The organism is Enterobacter cloacae complex sp. R_G8, assembly GCF_024599795.1.
GTDB classification, from domain to species: Bacteria; Pseudomonadota; Gammaproteobacteria; order Enterobacterales; family Enterobacteriaceae; genus Enterobacter; species Enterobacter dissolvens.
Window position 1 is genome coordinate 3044428 of record NZ_CP102246.1, and the last position, 21357, is coordinate 3065784.

The following is a 21357-nucleotide window of genomic DNA, read 5'->3' on the forward strand; positions in this document are numbered from 1 at the left end:
ACCCTGAAAAAACAAAAAGGGCGTGGTTTCCCACGCCCCTGGAGATTTTTACTTACTTCCAGCAGACCAGACAGTAGTTTTTCTTACCGCGACGCAGCAGCGTATAGCGGCCATACAGGCGATCGCTGTCAGCGAAGGTGTATTCCGGGTCAGCCTGTTTTTCACCGTTAATGGTGATAGCGTTAGACGCAATGGTTTTACGTGCCTGGCCACGAGACGGCTGCAACTCAGAGTCCACCAGCGCCTGCATCAGGTCGGCACCTTTCTCCATCTCCACCATCGGCACGCCATCCTGCGCCAGCTGTTCGAAATCGGCTTCGCTCAGATCGCTCAGCGTACCGTTGAACAGGCTTGCGGTAATGCGTTTCGCCGCGGCCAGACCTTCTTCGCCGTGAACCAGTTTGGTCACTTCATCCGCGAGCACATACTGTGCACGTGGTGCTTTACCGCTGTTTTTGTCTTCTTCTTCCAGGGCATTGATGGTTTCAATGTCCATAAAGGTGAAGAACTTCAGGAAGCGGTAAACATCGGCGTCCGCGGTGTTGATCCAGAACTGATAGAATTTGTACGGGCTGGTTTTCTTCGGATCGAGCCATACCGCACCGCCTTCGGTTTTACCGAATTTAGTCCCGTCGGCTTTGGTGATCAGCGGAACGGTCAGACCAAACACCTGATTCTGATGCAGGCGACGGGTCAGATCGATACCGGAGGTGATGTTACCCCACTGGTCAGAACCGCCAATCTGCAGGCAGACGCCGTGCAGTTTATTCAGACAGGCGAAGTCATAACCCTGCAGCAGGTTATAAGAGAATTCAGTAAAGGAGATACCTTGATCGTCACGGTTCAGGCGCTGTTTCACCGCTTCTTTGTTAATCATCTGGTTAACAGAGAAGTGCTTACCGATATCACGCAGGAAGGTCAGCACGTTCATGCTGCCAAACCAGTCGTAGTTGTTGGCGGCAATCGCGGCGTTATCACCACAGTTGAAGTCGAGGAACGGTGCAACCTGTTTGCGGATCTTATCCACCCACTCCTGCACGGTGTCTTCGGTGTTCAGTTTACGCTCAGCGGCTTTAAAGCTTGGGTCGCCGATCAGACCGGTCGCGCCGCCCACCAGGGCCACAGGCTTATGCCCAGCCATCTGGAAGCGTTTCAGGCATAACAATGGAACAAGATGCCCCAAATGCAAGCTGTCAGCGGTGGGATCGAAGCCGCAATAGAGCGCGATCGGGCCTTGCGCCAGTCGCTCTGCTAACGCTTCCTCGTCCGTCACCTGGGCCACGAGGCCCCGCTCTTGCAATTGTTTAATCAAGTTACTGCTTGCCATCAAATTCTCCATGTATAAACGACTGCACCTTTGCCGGTACACGACTTTTCGCCTGATGCGAAAGGACCATAGAATAAAGCGCAAGCGCGGTGTGCGCTAGCGCTTAAATCAACAAATTTCGGGGATTACGGTGCCAGCCTGTCGATTTTCCAGCCGCCGTTGTCGCGCTGGTATAAAAAGCGGTCGTGCAGGCGATGCTCGCCCCCCTGCCAGAACTCAATCTGCTCGATCGGAATGCGGAAACCGCCCCAAAAACTGGGCAGTGGAATTTCGCCCTGCTGGAACTTCTGCTTGAGTTCAAGGAATTTGCTTTCCAGCACGCCGCGGGCAGAAATTCGGCTGGACTGTTTTGAGACCCAGGCACCAATCTGGCTGTCACGCGGGCGGCTGTGGAAGTACTTCACCACTTCCAGTGTGGAAAGGCGCTCCGCTTTGCCTGTGACCATCACCTGGCGTTCCAGCATATGCCACGGAAACAGAAGGCTGATACGGGGATTGTTTTCTAAGTGGTGCGCTTTGCGGCTGCCCAGGTTGGTGTAGAACACCAGCCCTTTCTCGTCATAATGCTTAAGCAGCACGATGCGTTGATACGGCTGACCGTTTTCATCTACCGTGGCGACAACCATGGCCGTTGGATCGGCCAGTTTTGCTTCGCAGGCCTGTTTGAGCCAGCGTTCAAAAAGCACCAGGGGTTCAGCGGGAAGATCCTGGCGACGCAAGCCGCCTTTGGTGTATTCACGGCGCAGATGCGCAATTTGCTGCAGTTCGTCGTTATCAGACATGGCGTTAGGTGACGTTGAGATTGGGTGGCGCTATTGTGCGCCGCCCCTGTGAAAATCTCAACGCTTCGGATTTTCGAGCTGGCAATTGTTCAGCACGATGCGGTCGCGTTTGTAGATGGTTGCGCTGTCGCCTTTTGACCAGAAGACATAAATGCCATCGGTATAACGCGCCCCGGAAGCCGAAATACCCTGCTTCAGGGTCAGCAATTTGTTGTCATAAACAAAGCTGGCTTCCTGGCGAGGATTATTCAGCTTCACGGTCAGCGGTTTTTCATCACAGCGATACTTCAGCGTATCGGTCTGCATGCGCTCAACGAGCTGGTTATAGACGCTGCACCCAGACAGCAAGACAGGTACAGCAAGAAGGAGAAGTTTTTTCATGAGCGTATTCCGAAGACTATCCTGGTCCTGGAGGGCATGTCCGCCCCCCTGTTTGCATGCCATTTTAACGGCGATACGCAGCGCTGAATTTCAGTTAACTCTGATTATGACGCGGATTGGCCGGGAAAATCGCACCGAGCACACTGGCCTCGCGTGCGCCGGTCACTGACGGTAAATTACCCGGCAGCCCGGCAACGGTACGCCAGGCAAGCCAGGCGAAGGCCAGCGCTTCCATGTCGTCTCCGCTGATGCCGGCATCATCGGTGGTCGTCACTTCGGTGCCAGGCAACAACCCGGCAAGGCGGGCCATCACCAGCGGGTTGCGGCTTCCGCCTCCGCAGACCAGCAGACGTTCGCAACCGCCGCTGAGAAGCACCTGTTCTGATATGGAGACCGCCGTGAGTTCGGCCAGCGTCGCCTGGATATCCTGCGGTGCCAGCGCCGGGAACTGCGCCAGCTGACGTTCAAGCCAGCCATAGTTGAAATACTCTCGCCCGGTGCTTTTCGGTGCCGGTAACGCAAACCAGGGATCGCTTAGCATGGATTGCAGCAGCGGGAGAATCACTTTGCCTTCGCTTGCCCACTGGGCGTCTTTATCATACGGTTTACCGCACTGACGCCAGATCCAGGCATCCATCAGCATGTTACCCGGGCCGGTATCATATCCCCGTACCGGTTGGCCCGGGATCAGCATCGACAGGTTGGCAATACCGCCAATGTTAAGCACCATACGGCGCTCCGTCGGATGCCCCAGCAACGCCTGATGAAAGGCCGGTACCAGCGGCGCCCCCTGCCCACCCAGCGCGATATCACGACGACGAAAATCGCCCACGACCGTCACACCCGTTTTGGCTACAATCTGATTGTTATCGCCGATTTGCATGGTATGTGGCGCGTCACCAGTGGGTTCGTGCCAGACAGTTTGCCCGTGACACCCAATCGCGACCACATCCTGCGGCCGGAGATTCTCTTTACGCATCAGCGCCAGTACCGCATCGGCAAACAGCGCACCCAGCCTGACATCAAGCTGTCCAAGCTGCGAAAGCGTCAACTGTTGCCCCTGACAGATGCTCAGGATCTCCTCTTTCAGCGAAATGGGGATAGGCCAGGTCAGGCTTGCCTGTTGTGCCACCATGTTTTCATCGATAGCAGCCAGGACGACATCTACCCCATCCAGACTGGTGCCTGACATCACACCAATATAGCGACCCGATTTCATGCGCTTTCCTTACGTTACGTGGGCTAAGGATAACCACTCAACCATAAACAGCACCGCTTTGCCATCCGGCGATAATATTTTTTAACACTCTCAGAGACGTAACAGGGCGGAATTCTGTTTATCTCTCGTTAAGTCAAATTCAAGTACAATTTTCCGATTGTTAGTGCAAAGATATGAACTATGGCTCTTTATGCCATATAATTTAGCCATAACGGATGCCCGGATCGGGCGTTTTTGGTGAACAGGAGATTCAAATGATTTTACGTGTACTGGGCGTTTCGCTGATTGGTTTAACCCTGGCTGGCTGTGTGAATGACAGTTCACTTTCTGGCGACGTTTATAGCGCTTCTGAAGCGAAACAGGTTCAGAACGTGACTTACGGTACTATTGTTAACGCACGTCCTGTTCAGATTCAGGGTGGCGACGAAAACAACGTCATGGGCGCCATTGGCGGCGCGGTTCTGGGTGGCTTCCTGGGTAACACCGTAGGCGGTGGTACCGGCCGTTCTCTGGCAACTGCGGCAGGTGCCGTGGCAGGTGGCGTAGCAGGCCAGGGCGTTCAGGGTGCGATGAACAAAACCCAGGGTGTGGAGCTGGAAATCCGTAAAGACGACGGCAGCACCATCATGGTTGTACAGAAACAAGGCAGCACCCGCTTCTCTGCTGGTCAGCGCGTCGTGCTGGCAAGCAACGGTAGCCAGGTTACCGTTTCTCCGCGTTAATTCATAAAGGATGTGGCTTTCAGGCCACATCCTTTTACAAAAAGCATCATTAAAATAAATATATTTACAAACCCCATTCACGCTATCAATAATTAACTTCCTCGTATCTTGTTCCTGCGCAAAGTATTCCCCCCGCATTGCCGTTAGACTAATCTCAATTCTCTTTTTGCAATTTATTATATTTTATTAAAAACCCTATGCTTGCGATTACCCGATACGTGAAAAAACCTTATATTCCGTTCTGTTTAGGCTGCATTGTCGTTATTGGAATATTACAATTTCTGTTTTTAAAACTGGTCGAATGGGTGCCGTCATTCTCACCACTTTTATTCCCTACACTTACCATTTTTTTACTGGTATTCCATCTGTTTATTGCCTGTTTTATGGCGATGAAATACTGGTGTGACAGAAGGCGACTGTATCTGATTGCCATCGCTTTCGCCTTTGGCGGCTCGGCCCTGCTGATGGTGGGAACGCTCACCAGCTTCCCGGCATGGCTTGATCTCTATCAGTTCAACGTCGTGGACTATAACGATGCGATGATTTTCTTTATGTTCCGCCATCTGTTAATGGCGGTGCTGATGATCGTGTCGGCCTTACTTTATATCGTCAGGGATAATCCGCTTCCACGCATGGCGCATATTTCCATTGTTGTCGCCACGTTTCTGTTTACGGTTATCATGGTCATGCTGGCATGGATCTATTCCAGCCATTCGCCGTGGCTGTCACTGGACCTGGTGGATAATGAAACCCACCAATTTATGGTTCTCTGGAGCCATGCGATTAACATCGTCTTAATTATTCTTTGGGTAGTGACATTAGCAACGCTAATGCTTATAACCCGCGTCCGCAATCTTTTCTGGGTGGGCGGTAATTTCTTATGCGTCTGTTATATCGTGACACTGGCGATGTTATTAGCGGGCGGACATGCCGAGGATATCTCCTGGTATCGTGCGCGCTTATTTGAAACCGTGGCGACGTTACTGATTATATTTGTCCTGCTGTACGACGTCTTTCAGCTGTATCGCGACTCGCATCTGAAATATCAGCAGTCTTATCAGAACTCAATTCGCGATCCCCTGACCCGTCTCTACAATCGCAGCTATTTTTACGATGCGCTCAATCAGGCACTGAGTACCAGCAAAGCCAGCCGCCCTGTTTCGGTTATCGTCAGCGATCTCGATCGTTTCAAACGCATCAATGACTGCTACGGCCACCTGCAGGGGGACAAAGTGCTGCAGTTTGTGGCGAACCTGCTGATGGACTCTGTGCGACCGCAGGACATTGCTGCTCGTATAGGCGGCGAGGAGTTCGTATTGATGTTAACCAACACCTCTTCGGAAGCAGCGTACCGGGTTGCAGAACGCATCAGGCTGAATTTGAGCAGTTTTGATAAGACCAGCAGCGAGGGTCAGCTACCGGAACCGATAACCATCAGTATGGGCGTCTTTACGGCAACGTCAGTAGACGTGACCGCTGAAGAGTGCGTTGGAAATGCTGACAAAGCGATGTACGAGGCGAAAGAGACAGGTCGCAACCGGGTTATCGTGTTCAGAGGATAAAAGGCCTTGCGAATGCAAGGCCTGATATGGTCAGGCGTCGCGTGCCTGCAGCTCGTGAATGTTCTGCTCAAGGCGTCCAATCAGACTGATGAGCATTTCAAGCTCCGCAGGTGAAACACCGGACAGGATCTCGCCGCGCGTTTTGGTAATCACCGCTTCCATTTCAGTGATAATGGGAGCCGCTTTCTCGGTGAGTTTAATCCGCTTGGCGCGACGGTCGCTGGCACAGGTTTGTCGGGAGATCAGTCCCTTCTCTTCCAGTTGATCAAGCGTTCGCACCAGCGACGGCTGCTCAATACCGATCGCTTTTGCCAGTTGAATTTGTGACTGGTCGGGCGGCAGCTGATGAATGTTGTGCAGCGTGACCCAATGCGTCTGTGTCAATTCCAGAGGTTTCAGGCGATGGTCAATCAGAGCACGCCAGACGCGTACCAACCTTGCCAGATCAGAACCTAATGGCGATTCCAATTTCATCTCCTTATAATTAGCTTGCTAAGTTATTATACTGATTTTAGAATAGTGTGCAGCATTTGTATTGCCAAAACAAATGCATTACGACATTCATCAAACTTAAAACTATGACTTACACTGAAAAGTGATGTTTCATCTCATTAAGACAAGCCATCCCGGCATTCTGTTCACTGCAAAGGATCTCTGCTCGTGACGTTTTTTCATCGCTCAGAGGGGCTGCCCCTTCAGGACCTGATCTTCGGTGCATCAGTCTACTTTCCTCCCCTGTTTAAAGCCGTTCTGGTGGGCTTTCTGATCTGGCTTGTCGCCCATCGTCTGCTTCGCGACTGGATGTATTCTGGTGAGATCTGGCACCCCATGTTGATGGATCTCTCTTTGTTCGCCCTCTCCGTGTGTCTTGGTCTTGCCGTATTGATTGTGTGGTGACTATGCCCCTGAAAACGCTGAAGTACTTTTCCACCCTTTTTGTCCTGGCTCTGGCCCTGGTGGCCGGATGGTGGTTGTGGAATTATTATATGCAGTCCCCCTGGACACGTGACGGCAAAGTCCGCGCTGAGCAGGTCAGTATCACCCCGCAGGTATCGGGCAGTATTACGGCGCTTCTGGTTAAGGATAACCAGTTCGTTAAAAAGGGAGATGTTTTATTCCGCATTGACGATACCCCCTATCATATTGCGATCCTTAACGCCCAGGCACAGTTGGCTAAGGCCCAGACTGAGCTGGCAAAAGCGAACAACGAAGCCACGCGTCGTCGGCATTTATCACAAAACTATATCTCCGCCGAAGACCTGGATACCGCCAACATCAACGTCAAGGCGATGCAGGCCAGCGTCAATGTGGCTGAGGCAACGCTCAAACAGGCGCAGTGGGAACTGACGCAAACCGTGGTACAGGCCCCTGTCGATGGGTGGGTGACGAACCTCTCTGCCCGCGTGGGTAATTATGCCACCACCGGCCAACCGATTTTCGCGCTGGTCGACAGCCACTCGTTCTACGTGGTGGGCTATTTTGAAGAGACCAAACTTCGCCATATTCGGGAAGGTGCCCCTGCCACGATAACGCTTTATAGTGGCTCGCAAAGGTTACAGGGTCACGTATCCAGCATTGGCCGTGCTATTTACGATCAGAGCGTTGAAACCGATTCGGGCCTGGTTGCCGACATCAAACCGAATGTCCCCTGGGTACGTCTGGCCCAGCGCGTGCCAGTTAGGGTGGAATTTGACCACTTACCGCAGGGCTTAACGCTGGTTTCCGGCACAACCTGTACTGTCTCCATCGGAACACCCTGATGAATGCCTTCTCCTGGCGAAACCTGCCGTGGATGAAAGCAACGCGCCCTCAGTGGCGCTACGCCCTGCGCAACGGCATTGCCATGTGCCTTGCGCTGAGCATTGCCTATTATCTGAACCTTGACGAACCTTACTGGGCAATGACCTCCGCGGCGGTCGTGAGCTTCCCGACCGTTGGCGGCGTGATCAGTAAAAGTCTCGGGCGCATCGCGGGCAGCCTGCTGGGTGCCACGGCGGCGCTGATCATTGCAGGCCATACGCTCAACGATCCGTGGCTCTTTTTACTGAGCATGGCGGCATGGCTGGGGTGCTGCACCTGGGCCTGCGCCCACTTTACCAATAACGTCGCCTACGCCTTTCAGCTGGCGGGCTATACCGCCGCGATTATTGCCTTTCCGGTGGTTAACGTTCTCGACACCACCGAGTTATGGGACATCGCCCAGGCGCGCGTCTGCGAAGTCATTGTCGGTATTCTGAGCGGCGGGTTCATGATGATGATCCTCCCCAGTACCTCTGACGGCACCGCGCTTATCACAGCGCTGAAGACCATGCATACCCGCTTGCTGGAACATGCGAGCCTGCTCTGGCAGCCGGATACTAACGATGAGATTCGCCTGGCGCATGAAAAGGTGATTGGTCAGATCCTGACCATGAATCTGCTACGCATTCAGGCCTTCTGGAGCCACTACCGTTTTCGCCGACAGAACACTCTGCTGAACTATCTGCTCCACCAGCAGTTACGGATGACCAGTGCGATCTCCAGCCTGCGCCGGATGTTGCTCAACTGGTCAACGCCACCGGAAAACACCCGCGCCATCATTGAAACGCTGCTCGCGACCCTCGCCCGCCCGGATGCCGACATTTACACCGTGGCCCGTATTATCGCCCCGCTCGCGCCCAAAGATGAGTATGATTATCGCCATCGCGCCTTCTGGCAGCGTCTGAACTACTTTTGCCGGTTGTACCTGCGCAGCAGTCGCTGGATCAAGGCCGTCGAAAATGCCACGCCGATAACGGAATTCGCCGTTCCCAGTAGCCCGGCCCTGGCGCGGCACACCGACTATCTGGAAGCGTTGTGGAGCGGTTTTCGGACCTTTTGCGCACTGACACTGGTGGGGGCATGGAGCATTACCACCCAGTGGGAATCGGGCTCCGCCGCGCTCACGCTTGCCGCCATCAGTTGCGTGCTCTACTCCGTTGCCGCCTCACCCTTCAACTCGCTTACGCTACTGCTGCGCACGCTGGTGTTGCTATCGCTGTTCAGCTTTGTGGTCAAGTTCGGCCTCATGGTGCAGATAAGCGACCTGTGGCAGTTCCTGCTGTTTCTGTTTCCGCTGTTAACCACTATGCAGCTTCTGAAGCTGCAAATGCCCAAACTGGCGGGTCTCTGGGGTCAGCTGATTGTCTTTATGGGCTCGTTCATCTCGGTAACGAACCCGCCGGTTTATGATTACGCCGATTTTCTCAATGATAATCTGGCAAAAATCCTTGGCGTGGGTCTGGCGTGGCTGGCTTTTGCCGTATTACGCCCCGGCTCAGACGCACGCAAAAGCCGACGCCATATCCGCGAGCTTCGTCGGGGGTTTGTCGATCAGCTCAGCCGTAAACCGCATCTGCGCGAGAGTGAGTATGAATCGCTGGTGTACCACCATGTCAGCCAGCTCAACAACAGCCAGGACTCGCTTTCGCGCCGCTGGCTGCTGCGCTGGGGAGTGGTCCTGCTGAACTGTTCCCATGTGGTCTGGCAACTTCGCGCATGGGAGACACGGTCCGATCCGCTGTCGCAGGTGCGTGACGTGTGCATTTCCCTGCTTCGCGATGTGATGAGTGAACGTGGTGTTCAGCAACGCCCTCTGGAAGCGACGCTGACTGAGCTGCAGCGGATCTGCGATAGCCTTGCACACCACCATCAGCCCGCCGCGCGTGATTTAGCGTCGATAATCTGGCGGCTGCACTGTTCCCTGTCACAGCTGGAACAAGCGCCACCGCCGGGAACGATTGGGGATCAGATCACTCCGCAGGCATAGCGTGCTCCACCACCACCAAGCGGTTTCGGCTGATCGGACATATTGTCGCCGCCGACGTGGATCATTAACGCCTTGCCTTTCACCTCATCCAGCTTTTTAAGGCGAGGCGCAACCACGGGATCCGTGGCTTTACCGTCGTTATTCACCACCAGCACGGGTAGATCGCCCAGATGGCCCATTCCGTTCGGGCCTTCATGCTTACCGGAACGTTGTGGGTCAAGGTGGCCGCCTGCCGCCTCTGCTGCCGAGGCTTTACCCTCTTTTAACGCCGGCTGACAACTGCCCTTAGCATGAACATGAAAACCATGTTCGCCGGGAGGCAGGGCTTTGAGATCGGGCGCAAATTCCAGTCCTTTGTCGGTTTCAGTAATTTTCACTGTGCCGATGGACTGACCTACGCCCTGCGAGGTGACGAGATTCATTTCTACTTCATCGCTGGCTGCCTGCGCCCCTGCGCAAACAACCAGCGTGACCAGTGCCAGAGCAAAACGCTTCATATGACCTCCGCTGGTTATTTTTTGCCTCTTAAGTGTATACCAGGGGCAAAGATTTCACCGGAAAGTCACTTTTTACCGGTTTACGGTACGTCGTAACCGAGCGCAGCTTTGCGGATGCGGAACCACTGCTGTCGGCTCATCTGCAACTCTTCCGCTGCCAGGGCAGAACGCACGCGTTCAATTTTACCGGAACCAATAATCGGTAGCGGTTTCGACGGCAGACGCAGGATCCACGCGTAAACCACCTGTTCGATGTTCTCAGCGTTCAGTTCACGGGCAATGGTTTCCAGCTCATTGCGCAGCGGCTGGAATTCATCGTCATTGAACAGACGACCGCCACCGAGGCAGGACCACGCCATAGGACGGATACGCAGCTGTTGCAGCTGATCGAGCGTACCATCCAGCAACAATGGCTGATGCACCGGGGAGATTTCCACCTGGTTGGTGGCCAGGGTGAAGGGCAGACGAGACTGCAGCAGCGCAAACTGCGCCGGGGTAAAGTTTGAGACGCCAAAATGACGCACTTTGCCGCTTTGATGCAGCGCCAGGAAAGCTTCAGCAACCTCATCGGCATCCATGAGCGGGTCGGGACGGTGGATCAGCAGCAGGTCGATATGATCCGTCGCCAGGTTCACCAGCGACTGCTCGGCGCTTTTGATGATGTGTGCGCTGTCGGTAATGTAATGACCAAGGGCATGTTCAGGTTTTGCCGTCGTGGCAATACCGCATTTGGTGACAATTTCCATCCGCTCACGCAGCGCCGGAACCAGCTTGAGGGCTTCTCCGAACGCGGCTTCACACGCATAGCCGCCATAAATGTCAGCATGATCGACGGTGGTGATCCCTAAATCGAGGTGCTCCTCAATGAAGCTCGCCAGCTGCAGGGGGGACATATTCCAGTCCATCAGGCGCCAGTAACCCATCACAAAGCGGGAGAATTCTGGCCCCTGGGGGGCAAGGGTAATACGCTGAACCATAACATTTTCCTCAAGGAAGTGATGTCATGAGTATACGCAATTACCGTGTTAAAACAGTGAAGGTTGCTGGGGTTCTTCGGTTTCACCCGGCTTGTTTGCACGTATTTTGCGCAGAAACCGCTGGCGGCAGAGGCGAAGCACCTCCTGCTTTTGCGTGTCGCTGAAATGTTGCCAGTTAAACCGCTCGTCGCGGGTACGCATACACCCACGGCAATACCCGCGTTCATCCACCTGACAAATCCCCCGGCACGGGCTCTGGATGGGGAAAAACTCCAGCTGCTCTGCCACGCTCACCTCCGAATACCGACACTCACCTACAGTGAAGACGTTAAACGCCCCACGTGCAAGGGCTTTACCACAGTTTTGTGGCATTAAGGTTTCACTAATCTTCCCTCTCTATACTCGCCTCATCAATATGATGACAGGTTTGTTTTCGATGTGGTTAACGAAAAAGTTACAGTGTAACGATATAAAATTCACTCTGGGTTGTGCGCTTTTCTTCACGCTCTTAAACGCACTGTTTATTCAACGTAGCTGGGCCATTATTGCCCCGGTGCGGTTTCACGATATTCTCTTTGCCGCGTCCGTGCCGCTGGTGCTGTTCTGCGGCTGGGTGATTGTCTTCAGCCTGCTCAATATCCCCTTTATCCGTAAGCCGCTGCTGATCGTCTTAACTATCGGATGCGCCGCGGCCACCTATTTTATGTACACCTATGGTGCGGTTATCGATCAGAACATGATTGTTAACGTGTTCGAAACGAACTCCCAGGAGGCGACTGCGCTGGTCACGCCACAGATGATTCTGTGGATTGTCATTGCGGGACTGGTGCCTTCCGTGGTGTTAACGATGACGCGCATTCATACCGGAAAGTGGTGGTATGCCCTGCTGATGCGCGTTGCCGCCATGCTTGGCGCCCTGCTGGTGGTCATCCTTGTCGCCGCCGTGTTTTACAAAGATTACGCGTCACTGTTTCGCAATAATAAAAGCATCGTCAAGATGGTGACGCCGGCGAACTACGTCAGTGCCATGGTGAAATACAGCAAGATGCGCTGGTTTGCAGGCGACCAGACGCTGGTGCGTATTGGTGAAGATGCCCATAAGGGCCCACTGATTGCAGGTCAGAACAAGAAAACGGTTCTGGTGCTGGTTGTAGGTGAGGCCTCACGTGCCGCGAACTACTCGCTGAATGGTTATGGCCGTGAAACGAACCCGGAACTGAAAAAGCAGGATGTCATCAACTTCCCGCAGGCCACGTCATGCGGTACCGAAACGGCCGTTTCCGTTCCCTGCATGTTCTCCGGCATGACGCGCAGCAAATACGATGCTGACCTGGCGCATCACCAGGAAGGCTTGCTCGATGTGCTCAAACATGCGGGAATCAACCTGCTGTGGCGCGACAATGACGGCGGCTGTAAAGGTGCCTGCGACCGCGTACCCCATACCGATATGACCCAGTGGAACCTGGATCAGTTCTGCAAAGACAAGTCCTGTATTGATGATGTGAACTTCTACCGTCTCGACAACGTGCTGGACGGCCTGAAACAGGACACCGTACTGGTGATCCACCTGATGGGCAGCCACGGTCCGGCCTACTATCACCGTTATCCGGACAATTTCCGCAGGTTCACGCCGACCTGCGATACCAACGAAATTCAGGATTGCGATCACCAGGCGCTGATGAACACCTACGACAACACCATCCTGTATACCGACAGTATGGTCAGTAAAACCATCGATGCGCTGAAAGCACGCCAGGCCAACATGAACACCGCGCTGATTTACCTTTCCGACCACGGCGAATCGCTGGGCGAAAGCGGAATTTATCTGCACGGCACGCCGTACATGCTGGCGCCGGAGCAACAAACGCACATTCCGTTTATGTTCTGGTTATCACCGGACTATGCGAAAAACTTTGGAATCAACGCGCAGTGCCTGCGCGACTACGCAGCAAAAAATGCGGTTTCGCAGGACAACCTGTTCTCTACCGTACTGGGTATGATGGACGTGAAATCAACGGTTTATCAGCAGCAACTGGATATTCTGAAGGTCTGCCGTCAATAAACTCACTTGCAATAGACCGAACGGTCTATTAGAGTTCGACCATGAGCAGAAATACTGAACACGATACACGCGAACATTTACTGGCGACCGGCGAGCGGCTTTGCATGCATCGCGGGTTCACCGGTATGGGGTTAAGCGAGTTACTTAAAACCGCCGAAGTGCCGAAGGGGTCGTTTTATCACTACTTCCGATCCAAAGAGGCGTTTGGCGTGGCGATGCTGGAGCGGCACTATGCCAGCTACCATCAGCGCCTGGCGACCCATTTCGCCAGTGGCGAAGGTAACTATCGGGATCGTGTTCTGAATTACTATCAGGAAACCCTGAACCAGTTCTGTCAGCAGGGCATTATCAGCGGATGCCTGACGGTAAAACTTTCTGCCGAAGTGTGCGACCTCTCGGAAGATATGCGCGCGGCCATGGATAAAGGTGCCAGCGGCGTGATCGCTCTGCTGGCGCAGGCGCTTGAGAATGGCCGCCGTGAAAAAACGCTGGCCTTCTCCGGTGAGGCGTTAACCCAGGCGCAGGTCTTATATTCGCTCTGGTTAGGGGCGAACCTGCAGGCCAAAATTTCCCGCAGTGCCGTGCCGCTGGAAAGCGCACTGGCACATGTTAATAGCAGCATTACTGCGCCTGGCGTGTAGCAGGCGTTTTTATTTACTTAATTACTAGTCGACTGGTCTACTCAGGAGTCGTTATGTCAGCTGAAAAACTTTTCACCCCACTGAAAGTGGGCGCCGTCACCGCACCAAACCGCGTGTTTATGGCCCCACTCACCCGTCTGCGCAGCATTGAGCCGGGTGATATCCCAACCCCACTGATGGGTGAATACTATCGTCAGCGCGCCAGCTCTGGCCTCATCATCACTGAAGCCACGCAGATTTCCGCACAGGCGAAGGGATATGCCGGCGCACCAGGCCTGCACAGCCCGGAGCAGATCGCCGCGTGGAAGAAAATCACCGCCGGTGTTCACGCCGAAGAGGGTCGCATTGCGGTTCAGCTGTGGCACACCGGTCGTATCTCTCACAGCAGCATTCAGCCTGGCGGTCAGGCACCGGTTTCCGCGTCGGCCCTGAATGCGAATACCCGCACTTCCCTGCGCGATGAAAACGGTCACGCGATCCGCGTCGACACCTCCACGCCACGCGCCCTTGAGCTGGATGAGATCCCGGGTATCGTGAACGATTTCCGTCAGGCCGTGGCCAACGCCCGCGAAGCCGGTTTTGATCTGGTTGAACTGCACTCCGCGCACGGCTATCTGCTGCATCAGTTCCTTTCACCGTCGTCCAACCACCGCACCGACCAGTACGGCGGCAGCGTCGAAAACCGCGCCCGTCTGGTGCTGGAAGTGGTTGATGCCGTTTGTCAGGAGTGGAGCCCGGATCGTATTGGTATTCGCGTCTCCCCAATCGGTACGTTCCAGAACGTCGACAACGGTCCGAACGAAGAAGCGGACGCGCTGTATCTGATTGAAGAGCTGGCGAAACGCGGTATCGCGTATCTGCACATGTCCGAGCCGGACTGGGCCGGTGGTCAGCCTTACTCTGAGGCCTTCCGCCAGAAAGTGCGCGCGCGTTTCCACGGGGTGATCATCGGTGCGGGGGCCTATACGCCTGAGAAAGCCGAAGATCTGATTAATAAAGGGTTAATCGACGCCGTGGCGTTTGGTCGTGATTACATTGCCAACCCGGACCTGGTTGCCCGTCTGCAGCAAAAAGCAGCGCTGAACCCACAGCGCCCGGAAAGCTTCTACGGCGGCGGCGCGGAAGGCTATACCGACTACCCTACGCTGTAATCTCTCCGTTGTGCATTGATAGCGGCGGCCTTTCGCCGCTATACTAAAACATCGTTTCTGTTCAAAAAGATACTCTACTCCATTGGTTAATGAGGAAATTATGCGCCTACTTCACACCATGCTGCGCGTTGGCGATCTGCAACGTTCTATCGATTTCTACACTAACGTACTGGGTATGAAGCTGCTGCGCACCAGCGAAAACCCGGAATACAAATACTCGCTGGCGTTCGTGGGTTACGGCCCGGAAACGGATGAAGCGGTTATCGAGCTGACTTATAACTGGGGCGTCGACAGCTATGAGCTGGGCACGGCCTACGGCCACATCGCGCTGGAAGTGGACAACGCGGCAGAAGCCTGTGAACGTATTCGCAGCAACGGCGGTAACGTCACGCGTGAAGCGGGCCCGGTAAAAGGCGGCACCACCGTGATTGCGTTTGTTGAAGATCCAGACGGTTATAAAATCGAGCTGATTGAAGCCAAAGACGCCGGTCGCGGTCTGGGCAACTGATCCTTCAGGGCGCACTATGCGCCCGTTGTTTTACTGCATCCCCCGCCAAAATTTGCCATAATGCGCTCTGCTTTTTTCCCCTTGTAAGAGACCCTGATGTCCGATAACGCTCAACTTACCGGTCTGTGCGACCGTTTTCGTGGTTTTTATCCTGTTGTCATTGATGTCGAAACAGCCGGATTTAACGCTAAAACCGATGCGCTGCTTGAAATTGCCGCCATCACGCTGAAGATGGATGAACAGGGCTGGCTTACACCGGACACCACGCTGCATTTCCACGTTGAACCCTTTGAAGGCGCAAACCTGCAGCCAGAGGCGCTGGCATTTAATGGCATCGACCCACATAACCCACTGCGCGGTGCGGTAAGTGAATATGACGCGCTGCACGCCATTTTTAAAATGGTGCGTAAAGGCATGAAAGAGAGTAACTGCAGCCGCGCCATTATGGTGGCGCATAACGCCACGTTCGATCACAGCTTTACCATGGCTGCCGCCGAGCGAGCCTCTCTTAAGCGTAACCCTTTCCACCCGTTTGTGACCTTTGATACCGCCGCACTGAGCGGCCTGGCGCTCGGACAAACGGTGTTATCAAAAGCCTGTATCACCGCCGGGATTGAGTTTGACGGCACGCAGGCCCATTCCGCTCTGTATGACACGGAGCGCACCGCAGAATTGTTCTGTGAGATCGTCAACCGCTGGAAGCGTCTGGGCGGCTGGCCGCTGCCGATGGGCGACAGCGAAGAATAAAAAAAAGCGACCTCTTAAGGTCGCTTTTTTATTTGCGCAGAAAATTACTCCGCGTCAGGCTCTTCCGTTTTGTACTTCGCCGCCGTCTCTTTGATCAGCTGCTGCAGTTCGCCGCGCTGATACATTTCAATCAGGATATCGCAACCGCCAACCAGTTCACCGTCGACCCACAGCTGCGGGAACGTCGGCCAGTTAGCGTATTTTGGCAGCTCAGCGCGGATGTCCGGGTTCTGCAGGATATCAACGTAAGCAAAACGTTCACCACAGGCAGACAGCGCCTGAACCGCTTGCGCGGAGAAGCCACAGCTTGGCAGCTTCGGAGAACCTTTCATATACAGCAGAATCGGGTTTTCAGCGATCTGGCGCTGGATTTTTTCAATAGTGGTGCTCATGTCTTGCTTCCTTTAACTTCTGTTACGGCATTAGTCTGACATTGTAGCGGTTCAGACTGGCATCGGAAAATAACATTTTTGTCACGTATAGCTATTTTATCGCGAGTGGGGAAAAGTTGCATTGTAAATGGTGCTTAACCCTGCGGCAGGCAGGGTTTTGCTTAGGGCGTGAACAATTGTGCGACAAATCGATGAATTTTTTTGCACTTGCTAACGAAACAGGTTTTTAGATTGAAAAATGCTATTAACTTCTCGGGTTTTTATGGATTAGAATCGACGGGCTTTGTAAATCATACGCGGGTATTATTGATGACCTGCATTAATCAGGGGACTGCCCAGTGGCGCGGATAAATAAAATCTCGATCACGCTCTGTGCTTTACTGTTTACATCACTCTCTTTCACGCCAGCGGCAAACGCCTCTCAACAGGCGCGGCACTCTGCTGTGCAAAAAACGCATCTGGCAAAAACCACAGAACGTAAAAAAAAGACCACCAGTAAGAACGAAAAGAAAAAAACAACTGCTCAAACGAAAAAGACCGCCTCCAGCAAATCGAAATCAACATCTTCCCGCACTGCCCTCGCATCGAAACGTAAAGCCTCACAAACTGCTGCCAACCTCGTAACGGAAAAATGCACCACGCGCAAAGGGCATAAAGCCAACTGCACGAAAGTGACGAAAATTGCCGACGCGCATAAGGTTCGGGTACAGAAAGCGCAAAAAACGGCGATGAATAAGCTTATGGGGCAAATTGGCAAACCGTATCGCTGGGGTGGCACTTCTCCCCGCACCGGTTTTGACTGCAGCGGGCTGGTGTATTTCGCCTATAAAGATCTGGTGAAATTCCGCATTCCGCGCACCGCCAATGAAATGTACCACCTGCGCGACGCCGCCCCCGTTAACCGTGGCGAGCTGCAAAATGGCGATCTGGTCTTCTTCCGCACCCAGGGTCGCGGTACGGCTGATCACGTCGGCGTGTATGTGGGCAATGGGAAGTTTATTCAGTCGCCACGAAGCGGTCAGGACATTCAGATCACCTCGCTTAGCGAAGACTACTGGGTGCGTCACTACGTCGGCGCACGCCGCGTCATGACACCGAAAACCATCCGCTAAACCCTGCCCTGCCGTCACCACGGCAGGGTAAGTTCCTCTTTTGCATACCCTTTCAATTTGCTATCCTGTCCTTGTTGTCTGTGTGGTTATTGGCAACGCAAAATACAATAAGGAGAGAAGCAATGTCGTTCGAATTACCTGCACTACCGTATGCAAAAGACGCCCTGGCACCGCACATTTCTGCGGAAACCCTGGAATATCATTACGGCAAACATCACCAGACCTATGTCACCAACCTCAACAACCTGATCAAGGGCACCGATTTTGAAGGCAAAACGCTGGAAGAGATCGTCCGCAGTTCAGACGGTGGCGTATTCAACAACGCTGCTCAGGTGTGGAACCACACTTTCTACTGGCACTGCCTGGCGCCAAATGCGGGCGGCGAGCCGACCGGTGAACTGGCTGCTGCGATTAACGCCGCCTTTGGCAGCTTTGCGGAGTTCAAAGCGAAATTTACCGATGCCGCAATCAAAAACTTCGGTTCTGGCTGGACATGGCTGGTAAAAGAGGCCGATGGCAAACTGGCTATCGTCTCCACGTCTAACGCGGGTACACCACTGACCACCAGCGCGACTCCGCTGATGACCGTGGATGTCTGGGAACACGCGTACTACATTGATTACCGTAACGCGCGTCCTAACTACCTGGAGCACTTCTGGGCACTGGTTAACTGGGACTTTGTGGCGAAGAACTTCGCCGCGTAAGAGAGACGCAGAAGGGTTTCCCCTTCTGCGTTTTTTTATTCGGCAGCACAGGCCGCTTCAGGCTGTTTACGACCCGACATCATCACTAGCAGCAGGCCAAGCGCGGCAATAATGGCCCCCATCACCGGCACAAAGCTGTATCCCAGACCACCCGAAATCACAGCACCACCCGCTGCGGCACCGAGCGCATTGCCCAGATTGAACGCACCAATATTCACTGACGAGGAGAGGCCCGGCGCCTCATGCGCGACGCGCATTACGCGCATCTGCAGCGGCGGAACCACGGCAAAGGTGGCCGCCCCCCAGACGACCATCGCAATGGCCGCGCCAACTTCATTACGCGCCAGCCACGGGATGGCAACCATGATGACAATCAGCAGGGTCAGAAAACCCTTCAGCGTTCCGCTCACGGAGCGGTCAGCAAATTTCCCGCCCAGATAGTTACCAATCGAGAAGCCCACGCCAATCAGCACCAGCATCGCGGTGATAAAGATCGGCGTCGCGTGAGTGATGTCATGCAGCACCGGCGAAATATAGGTGTAAAGGGTAAACATCGCCCCGGCACCCAGCACGGTAGTAAGCAGCGCCGAGAGCACCTGCGGGCGCATCAGTACCGACAGCTCTTTACGTACCTCAGGCCGCTCACCAGCGCTGCCTTTCGGCAGGGAGAAGAACAACGCCACCATCGCGACAACGCCCAGTACGGCGGTTGCCAGGAACGACATACGCCAGCCAATGACCTCTCCCAGCCAGGTCGCCGCAGGAACACCGCCAATGTTGGCGATGGTCAGGCCCATAAACATGGTTGCCACGGCACTCGCCTGCTTGTGTTTGGGCACCACGCTTGCGGCAACCACCGACCCCAGCCCAAAGAAGGCACCGTGGTTAAGGCTGGTCAGAATGCGGGACAGCATCAGTGTGGTGTAATCCGGCGAAATGGCGGAGAGCACATTGCCGAGGGTAAAGATAGCCATCAGGAAAATCAGCGCGTTACGGCGAGCGCGGTGGGAAAGCAACAGCGTCATCAGCGGAGCACCAACCATTACGCCAATGGCATAGGCGCTGATTAACATCCCGGCTGCAGGGATAGAGACGTCCACACCGCGGGCGATAACCGGTAAGAGCCCCATAGGGGAGAATTCAGTAGTGCCAATCCCAAAAGCGCCAATCGCCAGGGCCAGCAGGGGAAAATTGATTTTCATGCGTCAACTCCGGATGCCGTGTCAGGTCGTGACACAGAACAAAGAAGGCGAAAGCATGACATTAATCACAAAAAATGAGAAGTTAACAAATTGGCAAAAGATTTTTGCCGGAGATGTAACAATCAGGGGAAGCGGGAGAGAGCGAACGCCCCCTCCGCGTAAATCAGTGCAGTGCAGCCGTCAGACCCGCGGCAACAATCAGCGCCAGCACAATAATGGTGGTGAACAGCGAAAACTTCAGATCGGAACTCATCAATTTTTCTCCTTTTAATCCCCCCACGAAAAGTGAGCTTGCTCATTTTTACACAATTTACGTCAAAAATCTTCCCGGATTTAAACGGATAACCACTTTAGCTCTTCCCCTTTTCATCAAGATAGGACAAAATTCCACGCTAAATTTATTAGCGTACCGGCCATTGACCCCCTCCTGACGTCCCGTGTCGTTTTCCTGGCGTGCCGCAATTCAAGATTGCGTGATAAGGGTGAGAGAAGGCAAACGTTTACCTTCAAGGTTTTCAGGAGTTTAGGATATGGTCTGGAGTGACATTTAATGGCAACAATTAAAGACGTAGCAAAACGCGCAAACGTTTCCACTACAACCGTATCACATGTAATTAACAAAACCCGCTTCGTGGCGGAAGAGACGCGCAACGCCGTCTGGGCGGCAATCAAAGAGCTGCACTACTCGCCGAGTGCCGTTGCGCGCAGTCTTAAAGTTAATCACACCAAATCTATTGGTTTGCTGGCGACCAGCAGTGAAGCGGCCTATTTTGCCGAAATCATCGAAGCGGTTGAGAAAAACTGCTTCCAGAAAGGCTATACCCTGATCCTCGGCAACGCGTGGAACAACATTGAAAAACAGCGCGCCTATCTGTCGATGATGGCGCAAAAACGCGTGGATGGCCTGCTGGTGATGTGCTCCGAGTATCCGGAGTCCGTGCTTTCCATGCTGGAAGAGTATCGTCATATCCCAATGGTGGTGATGGACTGGGGCGAAGCGCGCGCCGACTTTACCGACTCCGTCATCGATAACGCCTTTGAAGGCGGTTATATGGCGGGCCGCTATCTGATTGAACGCGGTCACCGTGAAATTGGCGTGATCCCGGGGCCGCTTGAGCGCAACACCGGTGCTGGCCGTCTGGCCGGATTTATGAAGGCGATGGAAGAAGCGCTGATCACCGTGCCGGAAAACTGGATCGTGCAGGGCGACTTTGAGCCGGAATCGGGCTACCGCGCCATGCAGCAGATCGTTTCCCAGCCGCATCGTCCAACGGCGGTGTTCTGCGGCGGGGATATCATGGCGATGGGGGCCCTGTGTGCGGCCGATGAGCTGGGCCTGCGCGTGCCGCAGGATATTTCCGTGATCGGCTATGACAACGTGCGCAACGCGCGCTTCTTTACCCCAGCGCTGACCACCATTCACCAGCCGAAAGACTCCCTGGGTGAAACGGCCTTCAATATGCTGATGGACAGGATCGTCAACAAACGTGAAGAGTCGCAGTCGATTGAAGTCCACCCGCGTCTTATCGAACGCCGTTCCGTTGCGGATGGTCCGTTCCGCGACTACCGTCGTTAATCACTGTA

Annotated in this window: 24 protein-coding genes; 13 read left to right on the forward strand and 11 right to left on the reverse strand. The window is 54.1% G+C overall.

The genetic code is table 11. The features are described 5' to 3' along the window. Positions 1 to 52: 52 nt before the first annotated feature. From tyrS to anmK, 4 genes are all read right to left on the reverse strand, one after another. Positions 53 to 1327 carry a tyrosine--tRNA ligase gene (gene tyrS, locus NQ842_RS14380; RefSeq protein ID WP_014831636.1) on the reverse strand — a complete coding sequence of 425 codons (1275 nt, stop codon included), beginning with the start codon at positions 1325 to 1327 and terminating at the stop codon, positions 53 to 55. A gap of 125 nt (positions 1328 to 1452) precedes the next feature. Continuing rightward, a complete protein-coding gene (pdxH, locus tag NQ842_RS14385; RefSeq protein WP_013096909.1) occupies positions 1453 to 2109 on the reverse strand; it encodes a pyridoxamine 5'-phosphate oxidase in 657 nt (218 codons plus the stop codon). 57 nt (positions 2110 to 2166) lie between these two features. Continuing rightward, positions 2167 to 2490 (reverse strand): C-type lysozyme inhibitor, encoded by a 324-nt coding sequence (gene mliC, locus NQ842_RS14390; protein WP_257256012.1) that lies wholly within the window; start codon positions 2488 to 2490, stop codon positions 2167 to 2169. A 94-nt stretch (positions 2491 to 2584) separates the two neighbouring features. After that, a complete protein-coding gene (anmK, locus tag NQ842_RS14395) occupies positions 2585 to 3709 on the reverse strand; it encodes an anhydro-N-acetylmuramic acid kinase (RefSeq protein ID WP_014831634.1) in 1125 nt (374 codons plus the stop codon). Positions 3710 to 3963: 254 nt separating this feature from the next. On the opposite strand from anmK, the gene slyB reads away from it, so the two are divergent. Continuing rightward, a complete protein-coding gene (gene slyB, locus NQ842_RS14400) occupies positions 3964 to 4431 on the forward strand; it encodes an outer membrane lipoprotein SlyB (protein ID WP_013096912.1) in 468 nt (155 codons plus the stop codon). A 197-nt stretch (positions 4432 to 4628) separates the two neighbouring features. Next, positions 4629 to 5993 carry a GGDEF domain-containing protein gene (locus NQ842_RS14405; RefSeq protein ID WP_163280960.1) on the forward strand — a complete coding sequence of 455 codons (1365 nt, stop codon included), beginning with the start codon at positions 4629 to 4631 and terminating at the stop codon, positions 5991 to 5993. A 30-nt stretch (positions 5994 to 6023) separates the two neighbouring features. Here NQ842_RS14405 and slyA read toward each other — a convergent pair whose 3' ends face one another. Next, complete coding sequence (slyA, locus tag NQ842_RS14410; protein ID WP_043951613.1) at positions 6024 to 6467, reverse strand: transcriptional regulator SlyA; 444 nt, start codon at positions 6465 to 6467, stop codon at positions 6024 to 6026. A gap of 186 nt (positions 6468 to 6653) precedes the next feature. Here slyA and NQ842_RS14415 point away from each other — a divergent pair, with 186 nt between their 5' ends. Genes NQ842_RS14415 through NQ842_RS14425 form a run of 3 tightly spaced genes read left to right on the forward strand, consistent with a single transcriptional unit; the run spans position 6654 to position 9780 of the window. Then, positions 6654 to 6890, forward strand: a complete 237-nt coding sequence (locus tag NQ842_RS14415) for a DUF1656 domain-containing protein (RefSeq protein ID WP_014831631.1) — start codon at positions 6654 to 6656, stop codon at positions 6888 to 6890. A 2-nt stretch (positions 6891 to 6892) separates the two neighbouring features. Then, positions 6893 to 7753, forward strand: coding sequence for an HlyD family secretion protein (locus NQ842_RS14420; protein ID WP_118283703.1), 861 nt, complete (start codon positions 6893 to 6895; stop codon positions 7751 to 7753). Next, on the forward strand, positions 7753 to 9780 hold the full coding sequence (locus tag NQ842_RS14425; protein ID WP_063424421.1) for an FUSC family protein: 2028 nt from the start codon (positions 7753 to 7755) through the stop codon (positions 9778 to 9780). The genes NQ842_RS14420 and NQ842_RS14425 overlap by 1 nt, the downstream gene beginning before the upstream one ends. Here NQ842_RS14425 and sodC read toward each other — a convergent pair. From sodC to NQ842_RS14440, 3 genes are all read right to left on the reverse strand, one after another. Then, complete coding sequence (sodC, locus tag NQ842_RS14430; RefSeq protein ID WP_047362118.1) at positions 9759 to 10277, reverse strand: superoxide dismutase [Cu-Zn] SodC; 519 nt, start codon at positions 10275 to 10277, stop codon at positions 9759 to 9761. The two genes, NQ842_RS14425 and sodC, sit on opposite strands and share 22 nt — an antisense overlap. Before the next feature lie 80 nt (positions 10278 to 10357). After that, complete coding sequence (locus NQ842_RS14435) at positions 10358 to 11254, reverse strand: aldo/keto reductase family oxidoreductase (RefSeq protein WP_014831627.1); 897 nt, start codon at positions 11252 to 11254, stop codon at positions 10358 to 10360. A gap of 48 nt (positions 11255 to 11302) precedes the next feature. Then, a complete protein-coding gene (locus tag NQ842_RS14440; protein WP_046887985.1) occupies positions 11303 to 11542 on the reverse strand; it encodes a DUF1289 domain-containing protein in 240 nt (79 codons plus the stop codon). A gap of 148 nt (positions 11543 to 11690) precedes the next feature. Here NQ842_RS14440 and eptA point away from each other — a divergent pair, with 148 nt between their 5' ends. From eptA to rnt, 5 genes are all read left to right on the forward strand, one after another. Beyond that, on the forward strand, positions 11691 to 13316 hold the full coding sequence (gene eptA, locus NQ842_RS14445) for a phosphoethanolamine transferase EptA (RefSeq protein ID WP_257256013.1): 1626 nt from the start codon (positions 11691 to 11693) through the stop codon (positions 13314 to 13316). 41 nt (positions 13317 to 13357) lie between these two features. After that, entirely contained in the window at positions 13358 to 13957 is a 600-nt protein-coding gene (locus NQ842_RS14450) for a TetR/AcrR family transcriptional regulator (protein ID WP_014831624.1), read from the forward strand. A gap of 53 nt (positions 13958 to 14010) precedes the next feature. After that, positions 14011 to 15108, forward strand: coding sequence for an alkene reductase (locus tag NQ842_RS14455; RefSeq protein WP_046887905.1), 1098 nt, complete (start codon positions 14011 to 14013; stop codon positions 15106 to 15108). A 100-nt stretch (positions 15109 to 15208) separates the two neighbouring features. Continuing rightward, complete coding sequence (gene gloA, locus NQ842_RS14460; protein WP_013096923.1) at positions 15209 to 15616, forward strand: lactoylglutathione lyase; 408 nt, start codon at positions 15209 to 15211, stop codon at positions 15614 to 15616. A 96-nt stretch (positions 15617 to 15712) separates the two neighbouring features. Then, positions 15713 to 16363 carry a ribonuclease T gene (gene rnt / locus NQ842_RS14465; RefSeq protein ID WP_046887904.1) on the forward strand — a complete coding sequence of 217 codons (651 nt, stop codon included), beginning with the start codon at positions 15713 to 15715 and terminating at the stop codon, positions 16361 to 16363. Positions 16364 to 16407: 44 nt separating this feature from the next. Here the strand turns inward: rnt and grxD are convergent, their stop codons facing one another. Further along, on the reverse strand, positions 16408 to 16755 hold the full coding sequence (gene grxD, locus NQ842_RS14470) for a monothiol glutaredoxin 4 (protein ID WP_003832760.1): 348 nt from the start codon (positions 16753 to 16755) through the stop codon (positions 16408 to 16410). A gap of 338 nt (positions 16756 to 17093) precedes the next feature. On the opposite strand from grxD, the gene NQ842_RS14475 reads away from it, so the two are divergent. Together NQ842_RS14475 and sodB are read left to right on the forward strand one after the other, a co-directional pair. Next, on the forward strand, positions 17094 to 17867 hold the full coding sequence (locus tag NQ842_RS14475) for a C40 family peptidase (protein ID WP_257256014.1): 774 nt from the start codon (positions 17094 to 17096) through the stop codon (positions 17865 to 17867). Between the two features lie 122 nt (positions 17868 to 17989). Further along, on the forward strand, positions 17990 to 18571 hold the full coding sequence (gene sodB, locus NQ842_RS14480) for a superoxide dismutase [Fe] (protein ID WP_029882771.1): 582 nt from the start codon (positions 17990 to 17992) through the stop codon (positions 18569 to 18571). Positions 18572 to 18606: 35 nt separating this feature from the next. Here the strand turns inward: sodB and NQ842_RS14485 are convergent, their stop codons facing one another. After that, positions 18607 to 19773, reverse strand: a complete 1167-nt coding sequence (locus NQ842_RS14485; protein ID WP_046887902.1) for an MFS transporter — start codon at positions 19771 to 19773, stop codon at positions 18607 to 18609. Between the two features lie 163 nt (positions 19774 to 19936). Then, on the reverse strand, positions 19937 to 20026 hold the full coding sequence (locus tag NQ842_RS14490) for a YnhF family membrane protein (protein ID WP_014831618.1): 90 nt from the start codon (positions 20024 to 20026) through the stop codon (positions 19937 to 19939). A 297-nt stretch (positions 20027 to 20323) separates the two neighbouring features. Here NQ842_RS14490 and purR point away from each other — a divergent pair, with 297 nt between their 5' ends. Beyond that, positions 20324 to 21349, forward strand: coding sequence for an HTH-type transcriptional repressor PurR (gene purR, locus NQ842_RS14495; RefSeq protein ID WP_013096929.1), 1026 nt, complete (start codon positions 20324 to 20326; stop codon positions 21347 to 21349). Positions 21350 to 21357 lie beyond the last annotated feature (8 nt).

Coding starts and splice junctions, on each gene's coding strand:
- tyrS (WP_014831636.1), bottom strand. CDS start 1,327: ATGGCAAGCAGTAACTTGATTAAACAATTGCAAGAGCGGGGCCTCGTG.
- pdxH (WP_013096909.1), bottom strand. CDS start 2,109: ATGTCTGATAACGACGAACTGCAGCAAATTGCGCATCTGCGCCGTGAA.
- mliC (WP_257256012.1), bottom strand. CDS start 2,490: ATGAAAAAACTTCTCCTTCTTGCTGTACCTGTCTTGCTGTCTGGGTGC.
- anmK (WP_014831634.1), bottom strand. CDS start 3,709: ATGAAATCGGGTCGCTATATTGGTGTGATGTCAGGCACCAGTCTGGAT.
- slyB (WP_013096912.1), top strand. CDS start 3,964: ATGATTTTACGTGTACTGGGCGTTTCGCTGATTGGTTTAACCCTGGCT.
- NQ842_RS14405 (WP_163280960.1), top strand. CDS start 4,629: ATGCTTGCGATTACCCGATACGTGAAAAAACCTTATATTCCGTTCTGT.
- slyA (WP_043951613.1), bottom strand. CDS start 6,467: ATGAAATTGGAATCGCCATTAGGTTCTGATCTGGCAAGGTTGGTACGC.
- NQ842_RS14420 (WP_118283703.1), top strand. CDS start 6,893: ATGCCCCTGAAAACGCTGAAGTACTTTTCCACCCTTTTTGTCCTGGCT.
- NQ842_RS14425 (WP_063424421.1), top strand. CDS start 7,753: ATGAATGCCTTCTCCTGGCGAAACCTGCCGTGGATGAAAGCAACGCGC.
- sodC (WP_047362118.1), bottom strand. CDS start 10,277: ATGAAGCGTTTTGCTCTGGCACTGGTCACGCTGGTTGTTTGCGCAGGG.
- NQ842_RS14435 (WP_014831627.1), bottom strand. CDS start 11,254: ATGGTTCAGCGTATTACCCTTGCCCCCCAGGGGCCAGAATTCTCCCGC.
- eptA (WP_257256013.1), top strand. CDS start 11,691: ATGTGGTTAACGAAAAAGTTACAGTGTAACGATATAAAATTCACTCTG.
- NQ842_RS14450 (WP_014831624.1), top strand. CDS start 13,358: ATGAGCAGAAATACTGAACACGATACACGCGAACATTTACTGGCGACC.
- NQ842_RS14455 (WP_046887905.1), top strand. CDS start 14,011: ATGTCAGCTGAAAAACTTTTCACCCCACTGAAAGTGGGCGCCGTCACC.
- gloA (WP_013096923.1), top strand. CDS start 15,209: ATGCGCCTACTTCACACCATGCTGCGCGTTGGCGATCTGCAACGTTCT.
- rnt (WP_046887904.1), top strand. CDS start 15,713: ATGTCCGATAACGCTCAACTTACCGGTCTGTGCGACCGTTTTCGTGGT.
- grxD (WP_003832760.1), bottom strand. CDS start 16,755: ATGAGCACCACTATTGAAAAAATCCAGCGCCAGATCGCTGAAAACCCG.
- sodB (WP_029882771.1), top strand. CDS start 17,990: ATGTCGTTCGAATTACCTGCACTACCGTATGCAAAAGACGCCCTGGCA.
- NQ842_RS14485 (WP_046887902.1), bottom strand. CDS start 19,773: ATGAAAATCAATTTTCCCCTGCTGGCCCTGGCGATTGGCGCTTTTGGG.
- NQ842_RS14490 (WP_014831618.1), bottom strand. CDS start 20,026: ATGAGTTCCGATCTGAAGTTTTCGCTGTTCACCACCATTATTGTGCTG.
- purR (WP_013096929.1), top strand. CDS start 20,324: ATGGCAACAATTAAAGACGTAGCAAAACGCGCAAACGTTTCCACTACA.